The organism is Kluyvera cryocrescens NBRC 102467 (assembly GCF_001571285.1).
Taxonomy (GTDB): domain Bacteria; phylum Pseudomonadota; class Gammaproteobacteria; order Enterobacterales; family Enterobacteriaceae; genus Kluyvera; species Kluyvera cryocrescens.
Window position 1 is genome coordinate 13,438 of sequence record NZ_BCTM01000021.1, and the last position, 16,528, is coordinate 29,965.

Consider the following 16,528-nt stretch of genomic DNA (forward strand, 5'->3'; position numbering starts at 1 on the left):
ATGGGAAGTGGATGGCATGAATGGCCGCTGATGATCTTCACGGTCTTTGGGCAGTGCGTTGCCGGCGGTTTTATCGTTCTGGCGCTGGCGCTGATGAAAGGTCAGCTGCCGCGAGAGCAACAGCAGCGCGTGGTATTGAGCATGTTTGCGCTGTGGGTGCTGATGGGGATTGGCTTTATCGCCTCAACGCTGCATCTCGGTTCGCCGATGCGCGCGTTCAACTCGCTGAATCGCGTGGGGGCCTCCTCGCTAAGTAACGAAATCGCCAGCGGCGCGGTCTTCTTTGCCGTAGGCGGCATTGGCTGGCTACTGGCGGTAACCAATAAGCTGTCGTGTGCGCTGCGCAGCGTATGGCTGGTGGTGACGATGGTGCTGGGCGTGGTGTTCGTGTGGATGATGGTGCGTGTTTACAACACCATCGATACTGTTCCAACCTGGTACCGCATCTGGACGCCGCTGAGCTTCTTCCTGACGCTGTTTATTGGCGGTCCACTGCTGGGCTACCTGCTGCTGTGCTGGGCGGGCGTGCAGGGCTGGGCGCTGCGTCTGCTGCCGGCGGTAAGCCTGGCGGCGCTGGCGGTAAGCGTGGTGGTGTCGCCGATGCAGGGCGTCGAACTGGCGTCGATTCATAGCTCTATCCAGCAGGCTTCGGCGCTGGTGCCGGAGTACGGTTCGCTGATGGCGTGGCGCATCGGTGCCATCGTGCTGGCGCTGGTGTGCTGGGTAGCCCCACAGCTGAAAGGTTATCAGCCGGCGCTGCCGCTGCTCAGTCTGGCCTTTGCGCTGGTGCTGGTGGGTGAATTAATCGGTCGAGGCGTGTTCTACGGTCTGCATATGACCGTCGGCATGGCGGTGGCCAGCTAAGTGAATTAAGTCGCCGGGGCGGTTCCGCCCTGGCATTTTTTGTTCATGAATTATTTCGACTGAACTCCCTCCGGCTATTTTCCCCATTTTCTAATAAAAACAAATGAATAGATTTATCTAATGATTTTGTGCCCTCGCGCTGAATAAGAAACATCAATCGTGCTGTCATAAAGTGCCTGTTGGCTGGAATCGGGTGGATTGACAATGTTTTTGGCAGTGGCATGATGCGCTCGAAATCTGTCTATCCTCACGGTTTGTAGCCCATGTCCACCTATACTCGCCCAGTGCTGTTATTGCTCTGCGGCTTACTTTTATTAACGCTGGCGATCGCGGTATTAAACACGCTCGTCCCGCTCTGGCTCGCCCATGAAAATCTGCCAACCTGGCAGGTTGGGATGGTCGGCTCATCCTATTTCACCGGTAACCTGGTGGGTACCATGCTCACGGGACGCCTGATTAAGCGTTTGGGATTCAACTTCAGCTATTACATTGCGTCGCTGATTTTTGCCGCGGGCTGCGTTGGGCTGGGCTTTATGGTGGGCTTCTGGAGTTGGATGTTCTGGCGCTTTATTGCCGGCGTTGGCTGCGCCATGATTTGGGTCGTAGTAGAGAGTGCGCTGATGTGCAGCGGTACTTCACGTAACCGCGGGCGTCTGCTGGCCGCTTATATGATGATGTACTACATCGGCACCGTGCTGGGTCAGTTGATCGTTAGCAAGCTGCCGACCGATATGGCGACTATTTTACCGTTGATGACCGGGGTGATTCTGGCAGGCATTCTCCCGCTGCTGTTTACGCGTATCCTGAATCAGCAGAGCGAACCGCAGGACGGTACTACCCGCGTGTGGCCAATGTTTAAGCTGCGGCAGGCGCGTCTGGGCGTCAATGGCTGTATTATTTCCGGTATTGTGCTGGGATCGCTGTACGGCCTGATGCCGCTGTATCTTAATCACCGTGGAGTCAGCGATTCCGGTATCGGTTTTTGGATGGCGGTGATGGTGAGCGCTGGCATTCTGGGGCAGTGGCCGATTGGCCGCCTGGCAGACCGTTACGGTCGTCTGCTGGTACTGCGCGTGCAGGTATTTGTGGTGATTCTGGGCTGTATTGCGATGCTTAATCAGGCGATGATGGCCCCCGCGCTGTTTATTCTGGGGGCGGCAGGCTTTACGCTGTATCCGGTCGCGATGGCCTGGGCCTGCGAAAAAGTGGAACACCACCAGTTAGTTGCCATGAACCAGGCGCTGTTGCTGAGCTACACCATCGGCAGCCTGCTCGGGCCAACGTTTACCGCCATGCTGATGCAAAACTACTCGGATAACCTGCTGTTTATCATGATCGCGGGAGTATCGTTTGTGTATCTGATGATGCTGCTGCGCAAAGCGGGCCATCATCCAACCCCCGTTGCTCACGCCTGATCTTAGCGGCGCGTTGTTATCCTGATAACGCGCCTCCTCATTTGTTGCCTCCGCGTTATCCCACACTGCATCACGCGCCGGTAAGGCGAGGTTATATCCTTCTGTATCAAACGCCAATAACCACATTAAATGTGCGGGATGTTGGAGTTTTATACCACGACGTTATTCTTTTTTTCTGCCCCCCGCATAATCAGCCGTCTAAAAATAACGCATTTACAGAGAATAACATTCAAGGAACGGTATTTATGGCAAACGGTCAGGATAAGCAGCTGCGATGGTACAACATCGCGCTGATGTCGTTCATCACGGTGTGGGGTTTTGGCAACGTCGTTAATAACTATGCCAACCAGGGGTTGGTCGTTGTCTTTTCATGGATTTTTATCTTTGCGCTCTACTTTACGCCGTATGCGCTGATAGTAGGTCAACTAGGTTCGACCTTTAAAGACGGAAAAGGAGGCGTCAGTACCTGGATTAAAAATACGATGGGGCCAGGGCTGGCGTATCTGGCCGCCTGGACTTACTGGGTTGTCCATATTCCGTATCTGGCGCAGAAGCCGCAGGCTATCCTGATAGCGCTTGGCTGGGCGATTAAGGGCAATGGTTCCCTGATCACTGAGTATGGCGTGGTGGCGTTGCAGGGGTTTACGCTGGCGCTGTTTATTTTCTTTATGTGGGTGGCGTCCCGGGGCATGAAGTCGCTTAAGCTTGTTGGCTCTATTGCCGGGATTGCAATGTTTGTTATGTCGTTACTGTATGTGGTGATGGCCGTGACCGCACCGGCAATTACCGAGGTGACGATCGCCACCACCAATATCACCTGGCGTACCTTTATTCCTCATATTGATTTCACCTATATCACGACTATTTCCATGCTGGTGTTTGCGGTGGGCGGCGCGGAAAAAATCTCCCCGTACGTGAATAACACCCGTAATCCGGGAAAAGAGTTCCCCCGAGGGATGATTTTCCTCGCGGTCATGGTCGCGGTATGTGCGATTCTTGGTTCGCTAGCCATGGGGATGATGTTTGATTCAAACCATATTCCCGATGACCTGATGGCGAATGGCCAGTACTACGCGTTTCAGAAATTGGGCGAGTATTATCATATGGGCAATACGCTGATGGTTATCTACGCCATTGCTAATACCCTGGGGCAGGTTGCGGCGCTGGTGTTCTCTATCGATGCACCGCTGAAGGTGCTGTTGAGCGATGCCGATAGCCGCTACATTCCAGAAAAATTGTGCCGAACCAATGCCTCCGGAACACCGGTGAATGGCTACTTGTTGACGCTGGTGCTGGTGGCTTTGTTAATCATGCTGCCGACTCTGGGCATCGGTGATATGAACAATTTATACAAGTGGCTGCTTAATCTGAACTCGGTGGTGATGCCGCTGCGCTATCTGTGGGTATTCGTGGCCTTTATCGCGGTGATTCGCTTGGGGCAGAAATACCGTCCGGAGTATGTCTTTATTCGTAATCGCTCGCTGGCGATGACCGTCGGTATATGGTGTTTCCTATTCACCGCTTTTGCCTGTATTACGGGGATCTTCCCGAAAATGACCGCGTTCACGCCGGAGTGGATTTTCCAGCTGTCGCTCAACGTCGCAATGCCGTTTGTACTGATAGGGTTGGGACTGATTTTTCCTTTGTTAGCCCGTAAGCGCTAAAAACAAAGAACCCGGCATTATGCCGGGTTCTTTACATCAGCCGTAGAGCCGTGCGTGAAAAGGGAAGGGGATCAGTACATCACCTTATGGCCATACTGTTCGAGAATGCCTTTTACGCGTTCCATGGTCTCTTTCTTCGGCGGATGAACGCCGTCAAGTTTGTACTCTTCGCCCATGGCTACCCATTTATGTTTGCCCAGCTCGTGGTATGGCAACAGTTCAATTTTCTCAACGTTGCCCATATCGCGGGTAAATTCGCCTAATCGATGCGCAGAATCATCGTCATCTGACCAGCCCGGAACCACCACGTAGCGGATCCACACTTTCACGTCTTTCTTCGACAGATACTGGGCAAACTCCAGCGTACGATGGTTGGATACGCCCACCAGATTCTGGTGAATATCATCATTCATCTGCTTGAGATCGAGCATGACCAGATCGGTGACTTCCAGTAATTCATCGATCACCGGATCGTAACGACGAACAAAACCGTTAGTGTCTAGACAGGTGTGGATACCTTCTTTATGACAGGCGCGGAACCAGTCGCGCACGAACTCGGCCTGCAGAATGGCTTCACCGCCGGATGCAGTCACGCCGCCGCCTGATGCATTCATAAAGTGGCGATAGGTCACCACCTCTTTCATCAGCTCTTCGACGGTTATCTCTTTACCACCATGAGTGTCCCACGTATCGCGGTTATGGCAGTAAAGGCAGCGCATCAGGCAGCCCTGGAAGAAGGTAATAAAGCGGATGCCTGGGCCATCAACGGTGCCACAGGACTCAAAGGAGTGAATACGACCAATTACAGACATTGCGGTGTTATCTCCAGTTCTTCCCGGCTTCCAGCCAGGTTTGCGAGCACGGTTATAAAGCCGCGTCGAGTTTATTTTGCGCGTTAACCTCATTATAGAAGTCAGCAGGCAAAATCCACTCAGCGTGAGTAGGTTATAAGAAAGGCCCCACCGAAGTGGAGCCTTTATGTTACGCGTTTTTAATCGCGATTTCAGTCAAATCTATTAGATAGATTGAGTGAAGGTACGAGTGATAACGTCCTGCTGCTGTTCTTTAGTCAGGGAGTTAAAACGTACTGCGTAGCCAGATACGCGGATGGTCAGCTGCGGATATTTTTCCGGGTTTTCCATCGCGTCGAGCAGCATTTCGCGGTTCATAACGTTAACGTTCAGGTGCTGACCGCCTTCGATAGACGCTTCGTGGTGGAAGTAACCATCCATCAGGCCTGCCAGGTTAGTTTTACGAACATCGTCGTCTTTACCCAGTGCGTTAGGAACGATAGAGAAGGTATAAGAAATACCATCTTTAGCGTAAGCAAACGGCAGTTTAGCAACGGAAGTCAGAGAGGCAACAGCACCTTTCTGGTCACGACCGTGCATTGGGTTAGCACCTGGGCCGAATGGCGCGCCAGCACGACGACCGTCTGGGGTGTTACCGGTTTTCTTACCATAAACCACGTTAGAGGTGATGGTCAGAACAGACTGAGTCGGGATAGCGTTACGGTAAGTAGTCAGTTTCTGAATTTTCTTCATGAAACGTTCTACCAGGTCAACAGCCATGTCATCTACGCGAGCATCGTTGTTACCAAACTGCGGGTATTCGCCTTCGATTTCGAAGTCGATAGCCAGACCATCTTCGTCACGAATTGGTTTAACTTTCGCATATTTGATTGCAGACAGGGAGTCAGCAGCAACGGACAGACCTGCGATACCACACGCCATGGTGCGGATAACGTCACGGTCGTGCAGCGCCATCAGGGAGGCTTCGTAGCTGTACTTGTCGTGCATGTAGTGGATGACGTTCAGTGCGGTGACGTACTGTTTTGCCAGCCAATCCATGAAGTGGTCCATGCGGTCAATGACTTCGTCATAGTTCAGCACGTCGCCTTTGATTGGTTCAGATTTAGGACCAACCTGCATTTTCAGTTTTTCATCAACGCCGCCGTTGATTGCGTACAGCATGGTTTTCGCCAGGTTTGCACGAGCACCGAAGAACTGCATTTGTTTACCAACGATCATTGGGCTTACGCAGCAAGCGATAGCGTAGTCATCGTTGTTAAAGTCTGGACGCATCAGGTCATCGTTTTCATACTGCAGAGAAGAAGTATCGATAGACACTTTCGCTGCGTATTTTTTGAATGCCAGTGGCAGTTTTTCAGACCACAGAACGGTGATGTTCGGCTCTGGAGAAGGACCCATGGTGTACAGGGTGTTCAGGAAGCGGAAGCTGTTTTTGGTAACCAGAGTACGGCCATCAACGCCCATACCACCGATAGATTCAGTTGCCCAAATCGGGTCACCGGAGAACAGTTCATCATACTCAGGGGTACGCAGGAAGCGAACCATACGCAGTTTCATGACCAGGTGGTCAATCATTTCCTGAGCGTCTTGTTCAGTGATTTTGCCTGCTTTCAGGTCACGTTCGATGTAGATATCCAGGAAGCTGGAAGTACGACCGAAGGACATTGCAGCGCCGTTCTGAGATTTAACCGCAGCCAGGTAGCCGAAGTAAGTCCACTGAATAGCTTCCTGCGCGCTGGTTGCTGGACCAGAGATGTCGTAGCCGTATTTAGCAGCCATCTCTTTGATCTGACCCAGTGCACGGTGCTGTTCAGAGATTTCTTCACGCAGACGGATAGTTGCTTCCAGGTTTACGCCGTTTTCCAGATCAGACTGCAGAGACAGGAACTGTGCATATTTGTCTTTCATCAGGAAGTCGATACCGTACACCGCGATGCGACGGTAGTCACCAATGATACGACCACGGCCGTATGCATCTGGCAGACCAGTCAGAACGCCAGATTTACGGCAGTTCAGAATGTCTTTGGTGTAAACATCGAATACGCCCTGGTTGTGGGTTTTGCGGTATTCGGTGAAGATTTTTTTCAGCATTGGGTCCAGCTCGCGATTGTACGCTTTGCAGGAACCTTCAACCATTTTGATACCACCGAACGGGATAATCGCACGTTTCAGTGGAGCTTCAGTTTGCAGACCAACGATTTTTTCCAGCGCTTTGTTGATGTAGCCAGCGTCGTGGGAAGTGATGGTAGATGCAACGGAGGTGTCAAAGTCAACTGGCGCGTGAGTGCGGTTTTCCAGTTTAACGCCTTCCATAACGTTGTCCCACAGCTTGGTGGTCGCGTCAGTTGCGCCAGCCAGGAAGGACTCGTCACCCTCATACGGAGTGTAGTTTTTCTGGATGAAGTCACGTAAGTTTACTTCATTCTGCCAGTCACCTTTGGTAAAACCTTCCCAGGCTGTGGCTAACTTTTCATTAAGTTCGGACATGTAACACCTACCTTCTTAAGTGGACTTTTTATTTACTGCCTGGAGCAGCCGTCAATTAATGACGGTCACCGCCACGCAGGTAAATGACCCAGTATGTCAACCCAACCAGCAAACCGCCGCCGATAATGTTCCCGATAGTGACGGGAATCAGGTTATCGGTGATGAAGTGCATCACGGTCAGGTGAGAGAAATTTTCCGGAGACGAACCGACAGCGGTCCAGAATTCCGGGCTAGCAAAATCGCGTATTACGATACCCATAGGGATCATAAACATGTTTGCGATACTGTGCTCAAAACCGCTGGCAACGAACATGGCAACCGGTAAGACCATAATCATGGCTTTATCCATCAGGCTGCGGCCAGAGTAGCTCATCCAGACAGCCAGACAGACCATCAGGTTTGCCAGGATACCGAGAGCAACGGCTTCAATAAAAGTGTGATGCAATTTGTGATCGGCGGTTTGCAGGACGTTGAGTCCCCACCCACCGTTGGCCGTCATATATTCACCGGACAGCCACATGAGCAGTACGAAGAGCAGGCACCCTACCAGGTTACCAACATAGACGTTGAGCCAGTTTTTCGCCAGTTGACCCCAGGTGATTCGGCCGCTGGCTTTCGCCACAACGATAAGCACGGTCGACGTAAAGAGGTCAGCGCCACAAATAACGCAAAGAATGAGGCCTAGTGAGAAGCAGATACCACCAATCAGTTTCGCAATGCCGAACGGCATGCCAGCTGTACCTGTGGTTGCTGTAATATAAAATACAAAAGCAATCGAGATGAAGACGCCCGCAGTAATCGCCAGATAAAAGGTTTTCAGCGGATGCTTGGTTGCTTTATAGACACCTGCTTCTTCGGCAACTTTGGCCATTGCAGCAGGGAGAAGTAGATCAAAAGGGTTGTCAGCTTTCACACTAACTCTCTCTTTTTATTTAATCGGCGACGAGATACTAACAAAGCATTATAGATGAGAATTTGATATAGATCATATCTCGCCTGGCTTATAGGCCTGCAAGTTGGATGGTTTTTCAACGAAAGCAGGGTAATTTACTGAATATAAAGATAAAAATAAATTTTAAGATTTGCAAATTCAGTTGAATTTTTTCTTTACCCTTCATTTTTCGAGTTAATTAAAATGGAGTAATGATCAAGTAAATTAACAATAAAAGTAAGCTACTAATAATTGAGTTTACTTATCTTTAACTTTATTTTCACACTCAGGTGAAGCGAAGCGCGGAAATAAAAAAAGGGGCCAATATGTGGCCCCGTAATATAGCGTAGAGTGTAGGTTAAACCTACTTTTTCTGTGGCTTCAGGTTATTTCGCCCAAAACGCCGCTTTCGCGCGCTGCAGTTTTTCGTAGGCCTGCAACAGCGACTGATGCGCCGGGAAGGCTTTCAGAGAACCGTCAACAGACTGCAGGCCATAGAAAGCCTCTTCGCCGCTCAGCGCTGCGCTAGCTGCTTCTACCGCGTCAGCGCCGTACATCCGCACGAAGGCATTCAGGTATTGCAGCGGCTCGCGCTCTTCTTCCTGGGAGAGCAGCAGCAGCGTCTGCAGGCAGCGGTAGTAATTGGCGCGTTCAGCACTGAAGACCGAGGCGTTGAACTCCATTGTCCATTCCGTCCAAATCAACGCTTGCTCCAAATCGCCGCCCGCCAGCGCGAGCATGGCTTTCAGCTCGCCAATACGCAGGGTGTACCAGCCGTTATCAGAACCCGTCGCCAGACCCAGCAGCTCGCGCACGCGAGTGAAGTCATCCAGCCCTTCGTCATCGATCTGCTCAATCAGGTTCAGGTACTCTTCTTTTTCCCACTCGCTGCCCGGCAGGGAGAGAATGGTTTCACGCAGATGGCTACCCATGTTGTTGTTAGCCAGCCACAGATCTTCTGCCGGATAGATGTCGGACATGCCAGGCACGATGATGCGGCAAGCGTAGACGCTCAGGTGCTCATAGTCGGCGATGTACACTTCTTTATCTTCGGCGTTGAAGATAGCCATCAGCGTGGCGAACTCTTCTTCGGTGGTGCCGGAGAAACTCCAGTCAGCGAACGGATAGTCGGCATCCTGCTTGAACAGATCCCAGGAAATAGAACCGCTAGAATCGATGAAGTGGGTTTCCAGGTTGGTGTGTTCAGCCACTTCTTCATCATCGAAGGTCGGCGGGGTAAACACGTCGAGATCCTTCAGACCACGGCCCTGAAGCAGTTCAGTCACGGTGCGCTCCAGTGCGACACCGAAGTCAGGGTGCGCGCCGAAGGAGGCGAAGCAGGTGCCGTTAGCTGGGTTGAACAGCACAACGCAGATCACTGGATATTTTCCACCCAGAGAACCATCGTAAGCAAAGATTGGGAAACCTTCTGCTTCCAGTTTGGCGATAGACTCTACGACGCCAGGATAACGTGCCAGCACCTCGGATGGAATCTCAGGCAGGCTGATGCTCTCGGCGATAATACGGTTTTTCACGTAACGTTCGAACACCTCTGACAGCCCCTGAACGCGGGCTTCATTACGGGTGTTGCCCGCAGACATGCCGTTGGAAACGTACAGGTTGGCGACGATGTTCATAGGGATATAAATGGTTTCGCCGTCGGACTGGCGAGTGAACGGCAGGCCGCACACGCCGCGATCGTCGTTACCAGACTGCAGATCGACCAGCATGCTCGCGGTCAGCTGATCGTCCGGATCGTAGAATGCGCGCAGACGTGCATCAAGCAGGCCTTCTGGCACATCGTCGTTTTCGGTCAGCGGGAACCATTTTTCGTTCGGATAATGCACGAACGGGCCATTGGCAATTTCCTCACCCAGCCAGAAGTCTGCGAAGAAATAGTTGGTAGAGAGACGTTCAAAGTACTCACCGAGCGCAGACGCCAGCGCGGCTTTTTTGGTCGCGCCTTTGCCGTTGGTAAAGCATAAAGAGCATGCTTTATCACGAATATGCACCGACCAGACGTTAGGAACAGGGTTCAACCAGGAGGCTTCTTCGATATCGAAACCCAGGTCGAGCAGCTTTTGCTGGAAGCGAGCGATGGAATCTTCCAGTGCGGCATCTTTGCCGGGAATATAGGTCTGCGTCATAGCAATCTCTTTTGTCGTACGGAAAGCGCGCAATGATACGGGTTTTGCGTGACGGGTGCTATCTCCGGCGAAAATAAAAGGGAGGTCTATGCTTATAAGCAATAACCTATTGTTAAGGCGTAGAAAACATGAAAGCGTTTGATCTTCAACGGATGGCGTTTGATAAATTCCCGCCTGAATTCTTAGGCGAAGTCGCGCTGAGAACCCTGTTTACCTTTTTATTGGTCTTCCTGTTCCTCAAAATTACCGGGCGTCGCGGCGTTCGGCAGATGTCGCTGTTTGAGGTTTTGATCATTCTGACGCTGGGATCGGCGGCTGGGGACGTCGCCTTTTATGACGATGTGCCGCTAGTGCCGGTTTTCGTGGTCTTCGTCTCCCTCGCATTACTGTACCGCCTGGTGATGTGGCTGATGTCCAAAAGCGAAAAACTAGAAGATTTGCTGGAAGGCAAAGCCATTGTCATTGTGAAAGAGGGGCAGCTCGCCTGGGAGAATGTTCGTAAAGCCAATATGACCGAGCTGGAGTTTTTAATGGAACTGCGGCTCAACAGCGTCGAACAGCTTGGGCAGGTGCGCCTGGCGATTATGGAAACCAATGGGCAGATCAGCGTGTTCTATTATCACGATGATGACGTCAAGCCGGGCTTGTGCATTTTACCCGAAAATTTTGTGCCGCGATTTAGGGTGATGCCTGAGTCGGGCGAGTACGCTTGCGCCAGATGTAGCTATGTTACCGGCCTCAATGTCGGCGAGCGTCAATTATGTCCTCGCTGTATGAATCCGATATGGACGAAGGTTAGCCGGGCGAAACGCGTTGCCTGACAGCCATTTTGTCGGTTTTGCTATCATCGGGTGGCAGAATGTTTTGTGTGACCGGGGCCACATTTCACTGGCGAAAGGTTTTAGACATTGCGGCGCGTGTCACTGAATGATAAAACCGATATCCACAGTTATTACTTATGGCTTTTAGCGTGGTGAGGGAAAATGGCTCAGGTTTTTAATTTCAGTTCAGGTCCGGCGATGTTACCGGCAGATGTTCTTAAACTGGCACAGCAAGAACTTTGCGACTGGAACGGATTAGGCACGTCGGTGATGGAAGTTAGCCACCGTGGAAAAGAGTTTATTCAGGTGGCAGAAGAAGCAGAAAAAGATTTCCGCGACTTGCTTAATATTCCTTCCAACTACAAAGTGCTGTTCTGTCATGGCGGCGGCCGCGGCCAGTTTGCTGGCGTTCCACTGAATATCCTGGGCGATAAAACCACCGCCGACTACGTTGATGCCGGCTACTGGGCCGCCAGCGCGGTGAAGGAAGCGAAAAAATACTGCACCCCGAACGTGATTGATGCCAAAGTCACCATTGATGGTAAACGCGCCGTGAAACCAATGCGTGAATGGCAGCTCTCCGACAACGCGGCGTACCTGCACTTCTGCCCGAACGAAACTATCGACGGTATTGCTATTGAAGAAACGCCAGACTTTGGCAAAGACGTTGTGGTGGCTGCCGATTTCTCCTCCACTATCCTGTCCCGCGCGATTGACGTCAGCCGCTACGGCGTTATTTATGCGGGTGCGCAGAAAAATATCGGTCCTGCTGGGTTAACGCTGGTGATCGTGCGTGAAGATCTGTTGGGTAAAGCACACGTAGCCTGTCCGTCGATCCTTGATTACACCGTGCTCAATGACAACGACTCCATGTTCAACACGCCGCCGACCTTTGCCTGGTATCTCTCAGGCTTGGTGTTCAAATGGCTGAAAGAGCAGGGCGGCGTAGAGGCGATGGATCGCATCAATCAACAGAAGGCCGATCTTCTGTATAGCACCATTGATGGCAGCGATTTCTACCGTAACGACGTGGCGAGCGCTAACCGCTCCCGCATGAACGTTCCGTTCCAGTTGGCTGATAGCGCACTGGACAAAGTGTTCCTCGAAGAGTCCTTTGCTGCGGGTCTGCATTCGCTGAAAGGCCACCGCGTGGTCGGCGGGATGCGTGCTTCTATCTATAACGCGATGCCGCTGGCAGGCGTACAGGCGCTGACGGACTTCATGCAAGACTTCGAACGCCGTCACGGTTAATCTGGCTATATCTATTCATCCCCACGGTCATCCCGTGGGGTTTTTACTTCTGTTTTAGAGAGTTGAGTTTCATGGAATCCCTGACGTTACAACCTATCGCGCGTGTCGACGGCACCATTAATCTGCCCGGTTCTAAAAGCGTGTCGAACCGCGCTTTGCTGCTGGCGGCATTGGCTCGTGGTACGACTGTCCTGACCAATCTGCTGGACAGCGATGATGTTCGCCACATGCTCAACGCGCTGAAGGCTCTGGGAATTCACTATACCCTGTCCGCCGACCGTACCCGTTGTGAAGTCACCGGTAATGCAGGCATGCTGCAGTCTACTGACGAGCTGGAACTGTTCCTCGGCAACGCAGGAACGGCAATGCGCCCGCTGGCGGCGGCGTTATGCCTGGGTCAGAATAACATTGTGCTGACCGGCGAACCGCGTATGAAAGAACGCCCTATTGGCCATCTGGTCGATGCGCTGCGCCAGGGCGGTGCTCAGATTGATTATCTGGAGCAGGAAAATTATCCGCCGCTGCGCCTGAAAGGCGGTTTCACCGGGGGGAATGTCGAGGTTGACGGCAGCGTATCCAGCCAGTTCCTGACCGCGTTACTGATGACGGCTCCGCTGGCGCCGCAGGACACCACGATTGCTATCAAAGGCGATTTGGTTTCGAAACCGTATATCGATATCACTCTGCATCTGATGAAAACCTTTGGTGTGGAAGTGGAAAACCACCACTACCAGCGCTTTGTTGTGCGCGGTAGCCAGCAGTATGTCTCTCCAGGCCAATATCTGGTGGAAGGCGATGCGTCCTCCGCGTCCTATTTCCTTGCCGCGGGTGCGATTAAAGGCGGCACGGTGAAAGTGACCGGTATTGGTCGTCATAGCGTTCAGGGCGATATCCGTTTTGCGGATGTGCTGGAAAAAATGGGCGCGACCGTGACCTGGGGCGATGATTTTATTGCCTGTACTCGCGGTGAACTAAACGCCATCGATATGGACATGAACCATATCCCTGATGCGGCCATGACCATCGCCACTGCTGCACTGTTCGCCAAAGGCACCACCACGCTGCGCAATATCTACAACTGGCGCGTGAAAGAGACTGACCGCCTGTTTGCTATGGCTACCGAGCTGCGTAAAGTTGGCGCGGAAGTGGAAGAGGGCGAGGACTACATTCGCGTTACGCCGCCTGCGTCGCTGAACTTTGCGGAAATCGGCACCTATAACGATCACCGTATGGCGATGTGCTTCTCGCTGGTGGCGCTGTCTGATACGCCTGTCACCATTCTTGACCCGAAATGCACGGCGAAAACCTTCCCGGATTATTTCGAACAATTGGCGCGGATCAGCACCCTAGCCTGAGCCCGACGCTAGCGTAAAAAAGTACACTTTCCGGGCTGGCGTCCTGCCAGCCCACTATACTTATCTATTCTCCTGCACTTCTTAGGCCTAATTCTGGAATTCGCAGACAAAAGTAACCGTCTGGCGCAGAGATGCGTATAATGCGCGGCGTTTACGTTGAATATGCCTTTTATTAAGGAGATAGAGATGACGGCAATTGCCCCGGTAATTACCATTGATGGCCCAAGTGGCGCGGGTAAAGGCACACTGTGCAAAGCCATGGCAGAAGCATTGCAATGGCATTTACTGGACTCTGGCGCGATTTATCGCGTACTGGCTTTAGCTGCGTTGCATCATCATGTCGACGTGACGTCGGAAGATGCGCTAGTTCCATTGGCTGTTCACCTTGACGTGCGCTTTGTTTCGACCGATGGGACGCTGGAAGTTATCCTTGAAGGTGAAGACGTCAGCGGCGAAATCCGGACCCAGGACGTTGCCAATGCGGCGTCTCAGGTTGCGGCATTCCCACGCGTTCGTGAGGCGCTGCTGCGCCGCCAGCGCGGGTTCCGCGAAGCGCCAGGCCTGATTGCCGATGGCCGTGATATGGGCACCGTGGTCTTCCCGGATGCGCCGGTAAAAATCTTCCTGGATGCTTCATCGGAAGAACGTGCCAACCGCCGCATGCTACAGTTGCAGGAAAAGGGCTTTAGTGTTAACTTTGAGCGCCTTTTGGCAGAGATAAAGGAACGTGATGACCGCGATCGTAATCGTGCTGTTGCGCCACTGGTCCCTGCTGCTGATGCTTTAGTGTTGGATTCCACCACCTTAAGCATTGAGCAAGTAATTGAAAAAGCGTTAGACTATGCGCGCCAGAAATTGGCACTCGCGTAAAACGCGACAGAATTTGTAGTACCCCCGTTGCAATGGATTGACAGCGGGTATGTGAAACAACCCCATCCGACAAGGTGTCAGGTGGACGTTAAATCTAACTTCGAAGATTAAACATGACTGAATCTTTTGCTCAACTATTTGAAGAATCTTTAAAAACAATCGAAACCCGTCCGGGTTCCATCGTTCGTGGTGTTGTTGTTGCTATCGACAAAGACATCGTTCTGGTTGATGCGGGCCTGAAATCTGAATCTGCAATCCCTGCAGAGCAGTTCAAAAACGCAGCCGGCGAGCTGGAAATCCAGGTCGGTGACGAAGTTGACGTTGCGCTGGACGCAGTAGAAGACGGCTTCGGCGAAACCCTGCTGTCCCGTGAAAAAGCTAAGCGTCACGAAGCTTGGATCACGCTGGAAAAAGCATACGAAGACGCTGAAACTGTTGTTGGTGTTATCAACGGCAAAGTTAAAGGTGGCTTCACTGTTGAGCTGAACGGTATTCGTGCGTTCCTGCCAGGTTCCCTGGTAGACGTTCGTCCAGTGCGCGATACGCTGCACCTGGAAGGCAAAGAGCTTGAGTTCAAAGTAATCAAGCTGGACCAGAAACGTAACAACGTTGTTGTTTCTCGTCGTGCCGTGATCGAATCCGAAAACAGCGCAGAGCGCGATCAGCTGCTGGAAAACCTGCAGGAAGGCATGGAAGTTAAAGGTATCGTTAAGAACCTCACTGACTACGGTGCATTCGTTGATCTGGGCGGCGTTGACGGCCTGCTGCACATCACTGATATGGCATGGAAACGCGTTAAGCATCCAAGCGAAATCGTAAACGTTGGCGACGAAATCACTGTTAAAGTGCTGAAGTTCGACCGCGAGCGTACTCGTGTATCTCTGGGCCTGAAACAGCTGGGCGAAGATCCATGGGTAGCTATCGCTAAGCGTTATCCAGAAGGTACCAAACTGACTGGCCGCGTGACCAACCTGACCGACTACGGCTGCTTCGTTGAAATCGAAGAAGGCGTTGAAGGCCTGGTACACGTATCCGAAATGGATTGGACCAACAAAAACATCCACCCATCCAAAGTTGTTAACGTTGGTGACGTAGTGGAAGTTATGGTTCTGGATATCGACGAAGAACGTCGTCGTATCTCCCTGGGTCTGAAGCAGTGCAAAAACAACCCATGGCAGCAGTTCGCAGAAACCCACAACAAGGGCGACCGCGTTGAAGGTAAAATCAAGTCTATCACTGACTTCGGTATCTTCATCGGCCTGGACGGCGGCATCGACGGCCTGGTTCACCTGTCTGACATCTCCTGGAACGCTACAGGCGAAGAAGCAGTTCGTGAATACAAAAAAGGCGACGAAATCGCAGCAGTTGTTCTGCAGGTTGACGCAGAGCGTGAACGTATCTCCCTGGGCGTTAAACAGCTCGCAGAAGATCCGTTCAACAACTGGGTTGCTCTGAACAAGAAAGGCGCTATCGTTAACGGTAAAGTAACTGCAGTTGACGCGAAAGGCGCAACCGTAGAACTGGCCGACGGCGTTGAAGGTTACCTGCGTGCTTCTGAAGCATCCCGTGACCGCGTTGAAGATGCAACTCTGGTTCTGAGCGTTGGCGATGACGTTGAAGCTAAATTCACCGGCGTTGATCGTAAAAACCGCGCAATTAGCCTGTCTGTTCGTGCTAAAGACGAAGCTGACGAGAAAGATGCAATCGCTACTGTTAACAACAAACAGGAAGACGGCAACTTCTCCAACGCTATGGCTGAAGCATTCAAAGCAGCTAAAGGCGAGTAATCTTGCTGATTCGGGTTTAACAACCTGAATTGTGATGAGTTTACTTGACAGATTGCAGGTTTAGGCCTGTAATCTAGCACAAAGGGCGGCTACGGCCGCCCTTGTTTAATAAGCTGTTAGCTAA

The 16,528-nt window shown here is 51.9% G+C and carries 12 protein-coding genes; 8 read left to right on the forward strand and 4 right to left on the reverse strand.

The window, feature by feature from the left end:
- The 3 genes from KCR01S_RS15585 to KCR01S_RS15595 all read left to right on the forward strand — a co-directional run bounded on the left by KCR01S_RS15585 (nt 1) and on the right by KCR01S_RS15595 (nt 3,943).
- Entirely contained in the window at nt 1–864 is an 864-nt protein-coding gene (locus tag KCR01S_RS15585; protein ID WP_061283692.1) for a dimethyl sulfoxide reductase anchor subunit family protein, read from the forward strand.
- A gap of 263 nt (nt 865–1,127) precedes the next feature.
- A complete protein-coding gene (locus KCR01S_RS15590; protein WP_061283694.1) occupies nt 1,128–2,279 on the forward strand; it encodes an MFS transporter in 1,152 nt (383 codons plus the stop codon).
- 245 nt (nt 2,280–2,524) lie between these two features.
- A complete protein-coding gene (locus KCR01S_RS15595) occupies nt 2,525–3,943 on the forward strand; it encodes an amino acid permease (protein WP_061283696.1) in 1,419 nt (472 codons plus the stop codon).
- A gap of 71 nt (nt 3,944–4,014) precedes the next feature.
- Here KCR01S_RS15595 and pflA read toward each other — a convergent pair whose 3' ends face one another.
- The 4 genes from pflA to ycaO form a co-directional block, all read right to left on the reverse strand.
- Nucleotides 4,015–4,755, reverse strand: coding sequence for a pyruvate formate lyase 1-activating protein (pflA, locus tag KCR01S_RS15600; RefSeq protein WP_061283698.1), 741 nt, complete (start codon nt 4,753–4,755; stop codon nt 4,015–4,017).
- A 204-nt stretch (nt 4,756–4,959) separates the two neighbouring features.
- Entirely contained in the window at nt 4,960–7,242 is a 2,283-nt protein-coding gene (pflB, locus tag KCR01S_RS15605) for a formate C-acetyltransferase (protein ID WP_061283700.1), read from the reverse strand.
- Between the two features lie 55 nt (nt 7,243–7,297).
- Nucleotides 7,298–8,155 (reverse strand): formate transporter FocA, encoded by an 858-nt coding sequence (focA, locus tag KCR01S_RS15610; protein WP_052284027.1) that lies wholly within the window; start codon nt 8,153–8,155, stop codon nt 7,298–7,300.
- Nucleotides 8,156–8,559: 404 nt separating this feature from the next.
- Nucleotides 8,560–10,320: a 30S ribosomal protein S12 methylthiotransferase accessory factor YcaO gene (gene ycaO / locus KCR01S_RS15615; RefSeq protein ID WP_061283702.1), complete on the reverse strand. Its 1,761-nt coding sequence runs from the start codon at nt 10,318–10,320 to the stop codon at nt 8,560–8,562.
- Between the two features lie 128 nt (nt 10,321–10,448).
- On the opposite strand from ycaO, the gene KCR01S_RS15620 reads away from it, so the two are divergent.
- The 5 genes from KCR01S_RS15620 (at nt 10,449) to rpsA (ending at nt 16,404) form a co-directional block, all read left to right on the forward strand.
- Nucleotides 10,449–11,141 (forward strand): DUF421 domain-containing protein, encoded by a 693-nt coding sequence (locus tag KCR01S_RS15620; protein ID WP_061283704.1) that lies wholly within the window; start codon nt 10,449–10,451, stop codon nt 11,139–11,141.
- Between the two features lie 162 nt (nt 11,142–11,303).
- Complete coding sequence (gene serC / locus KCR01S_RS15625) at nt 11,304–12,392, forward strand: 3-phosphoserine/phosphohydroxythreonine transaminase (protein ID WP_061283707.1); 1,089 nt, start codon at nt 11,304–11,306, stop codon at nt 12,390–12,392.
- A gap of 71 nt (nt 12,393–12,463) precedes the next feature.
- Nucleotides 12,464–13,747, forward strand: a complete 1,284-nt coding sequence (aroA, locus tag KCR01S_RS15630; protein ID WP_061283709.1) for a 3-phosphoshikimate 1-carboxyvinyltransferase — start codon at nt 12,464–12,466, stop codon at nt 13,745–13,747.
- A 186-nt stretch (nt 13,748–13,933) separates the two neighbouring features.
- Nucleotides 13,934–14,617 carry a (d)CMP kinase gene (cmk, locus tag KCR01S_RS15635; protein ID WP_052284032.1) on the forward strand — a complete coding sequence of 228 codons (684 nt, stop codon included), beginning with the start codon at nt 13,934–13,936 and terminating at the stop codon, nt 14,615–14,617.
- Nucleotides 14,618–14,730: 113 nt separating this feature from the next.
- A complete protein-coding gene (gene rpsA / locus KCR01S_RS15640) occupies nt 14,731–16,404 on the forward strand; it encodes a 30S ribosomal protein S1 (RefSeq protein WP_061283710.1) in 1,674 nt (557 codons plus the stop codon).
- Nucleotides 16,405–16,528 lie beyond the last annotated feature (124 nt).

Excerpts from the sequence above, each read along its gene's own strand:
- pflB (WP_061283700.1), bottom strand. The coding sequence starts at position 7,242 with ATGTCCGAACTTAATGAAAAGTTAGCCACAGCCTGGGAAGGTTTTACC.
- KCR01S_RS15595 (WP_061283696.1), top strand. The coding sequence starts at position 2,525 with ATGGCAAACGGTCAGGATAAGCAGCTGCGATGGTACAACATCGCGCTG.
- ycaO (WP_061283702.1), bottom strand. The coding sequence starts at position 10,320 with ATGACGCAGACCTATATTCCCGGCAAAGATGCCGCACTGGAAGATTCC.
- pflA (WP_061283698.1), bottom strand. The coding sequence starts at position 4,755 with ATGTCTGTAATTGGTCGTATTCACTCCTTTGAGTCCTGTGGCACCGTT.
- aroA (WP_061283709.1), top strand. The coding sequence starts at position 12,464 with ATGGAATCCCTGACGTTACAACCTATCGCGCGTGTCGACGGCACCATT.
- rpsA (WP_061283710.1), top strand. The coding sequence starts at position 14,731 with ATGACTGAATCTTTTGCTCAACTATTTGAAGAATCTTTAAAAACAATC.
- serC (WP_061283707.1), top strand. The coding sequence starts at position 11,304 with ATGGCTCAGGTTTTTAATTTCAGTTCAGGTCCGGCGATGTTACCGGCA.
- KCR01S_RS15590 (WP_061283694.1), top strand. The coding sequence starts at position 1,128 with ATGTCCACCTATACTCGCCCAGTGCTGTTATTGCTCTGCGGCTTACTT.
- KCR01S_RS15620 (WP_061283704.1), top strand. The coding sequence starts at position 10,449 with ATGAAAGCGTTTGATCTTCAACGGATGGCGTTTGATAAATTCCCGCCT.
- cmk (WP_052284032.1), top strand. The coding sequence starts at position 13,934 with ATGACGGCAATTGCCCCGGTAATTACCATTGATGGCCCAAGTGGCGCG.
- KCR01S_RS15585 (WP_061283692.1), top strand. The coding sequence starts at position 1 with ATGGGAAGTGGATGGCATGAATGGCCGCTGATGATCTTCACGGTCTTT.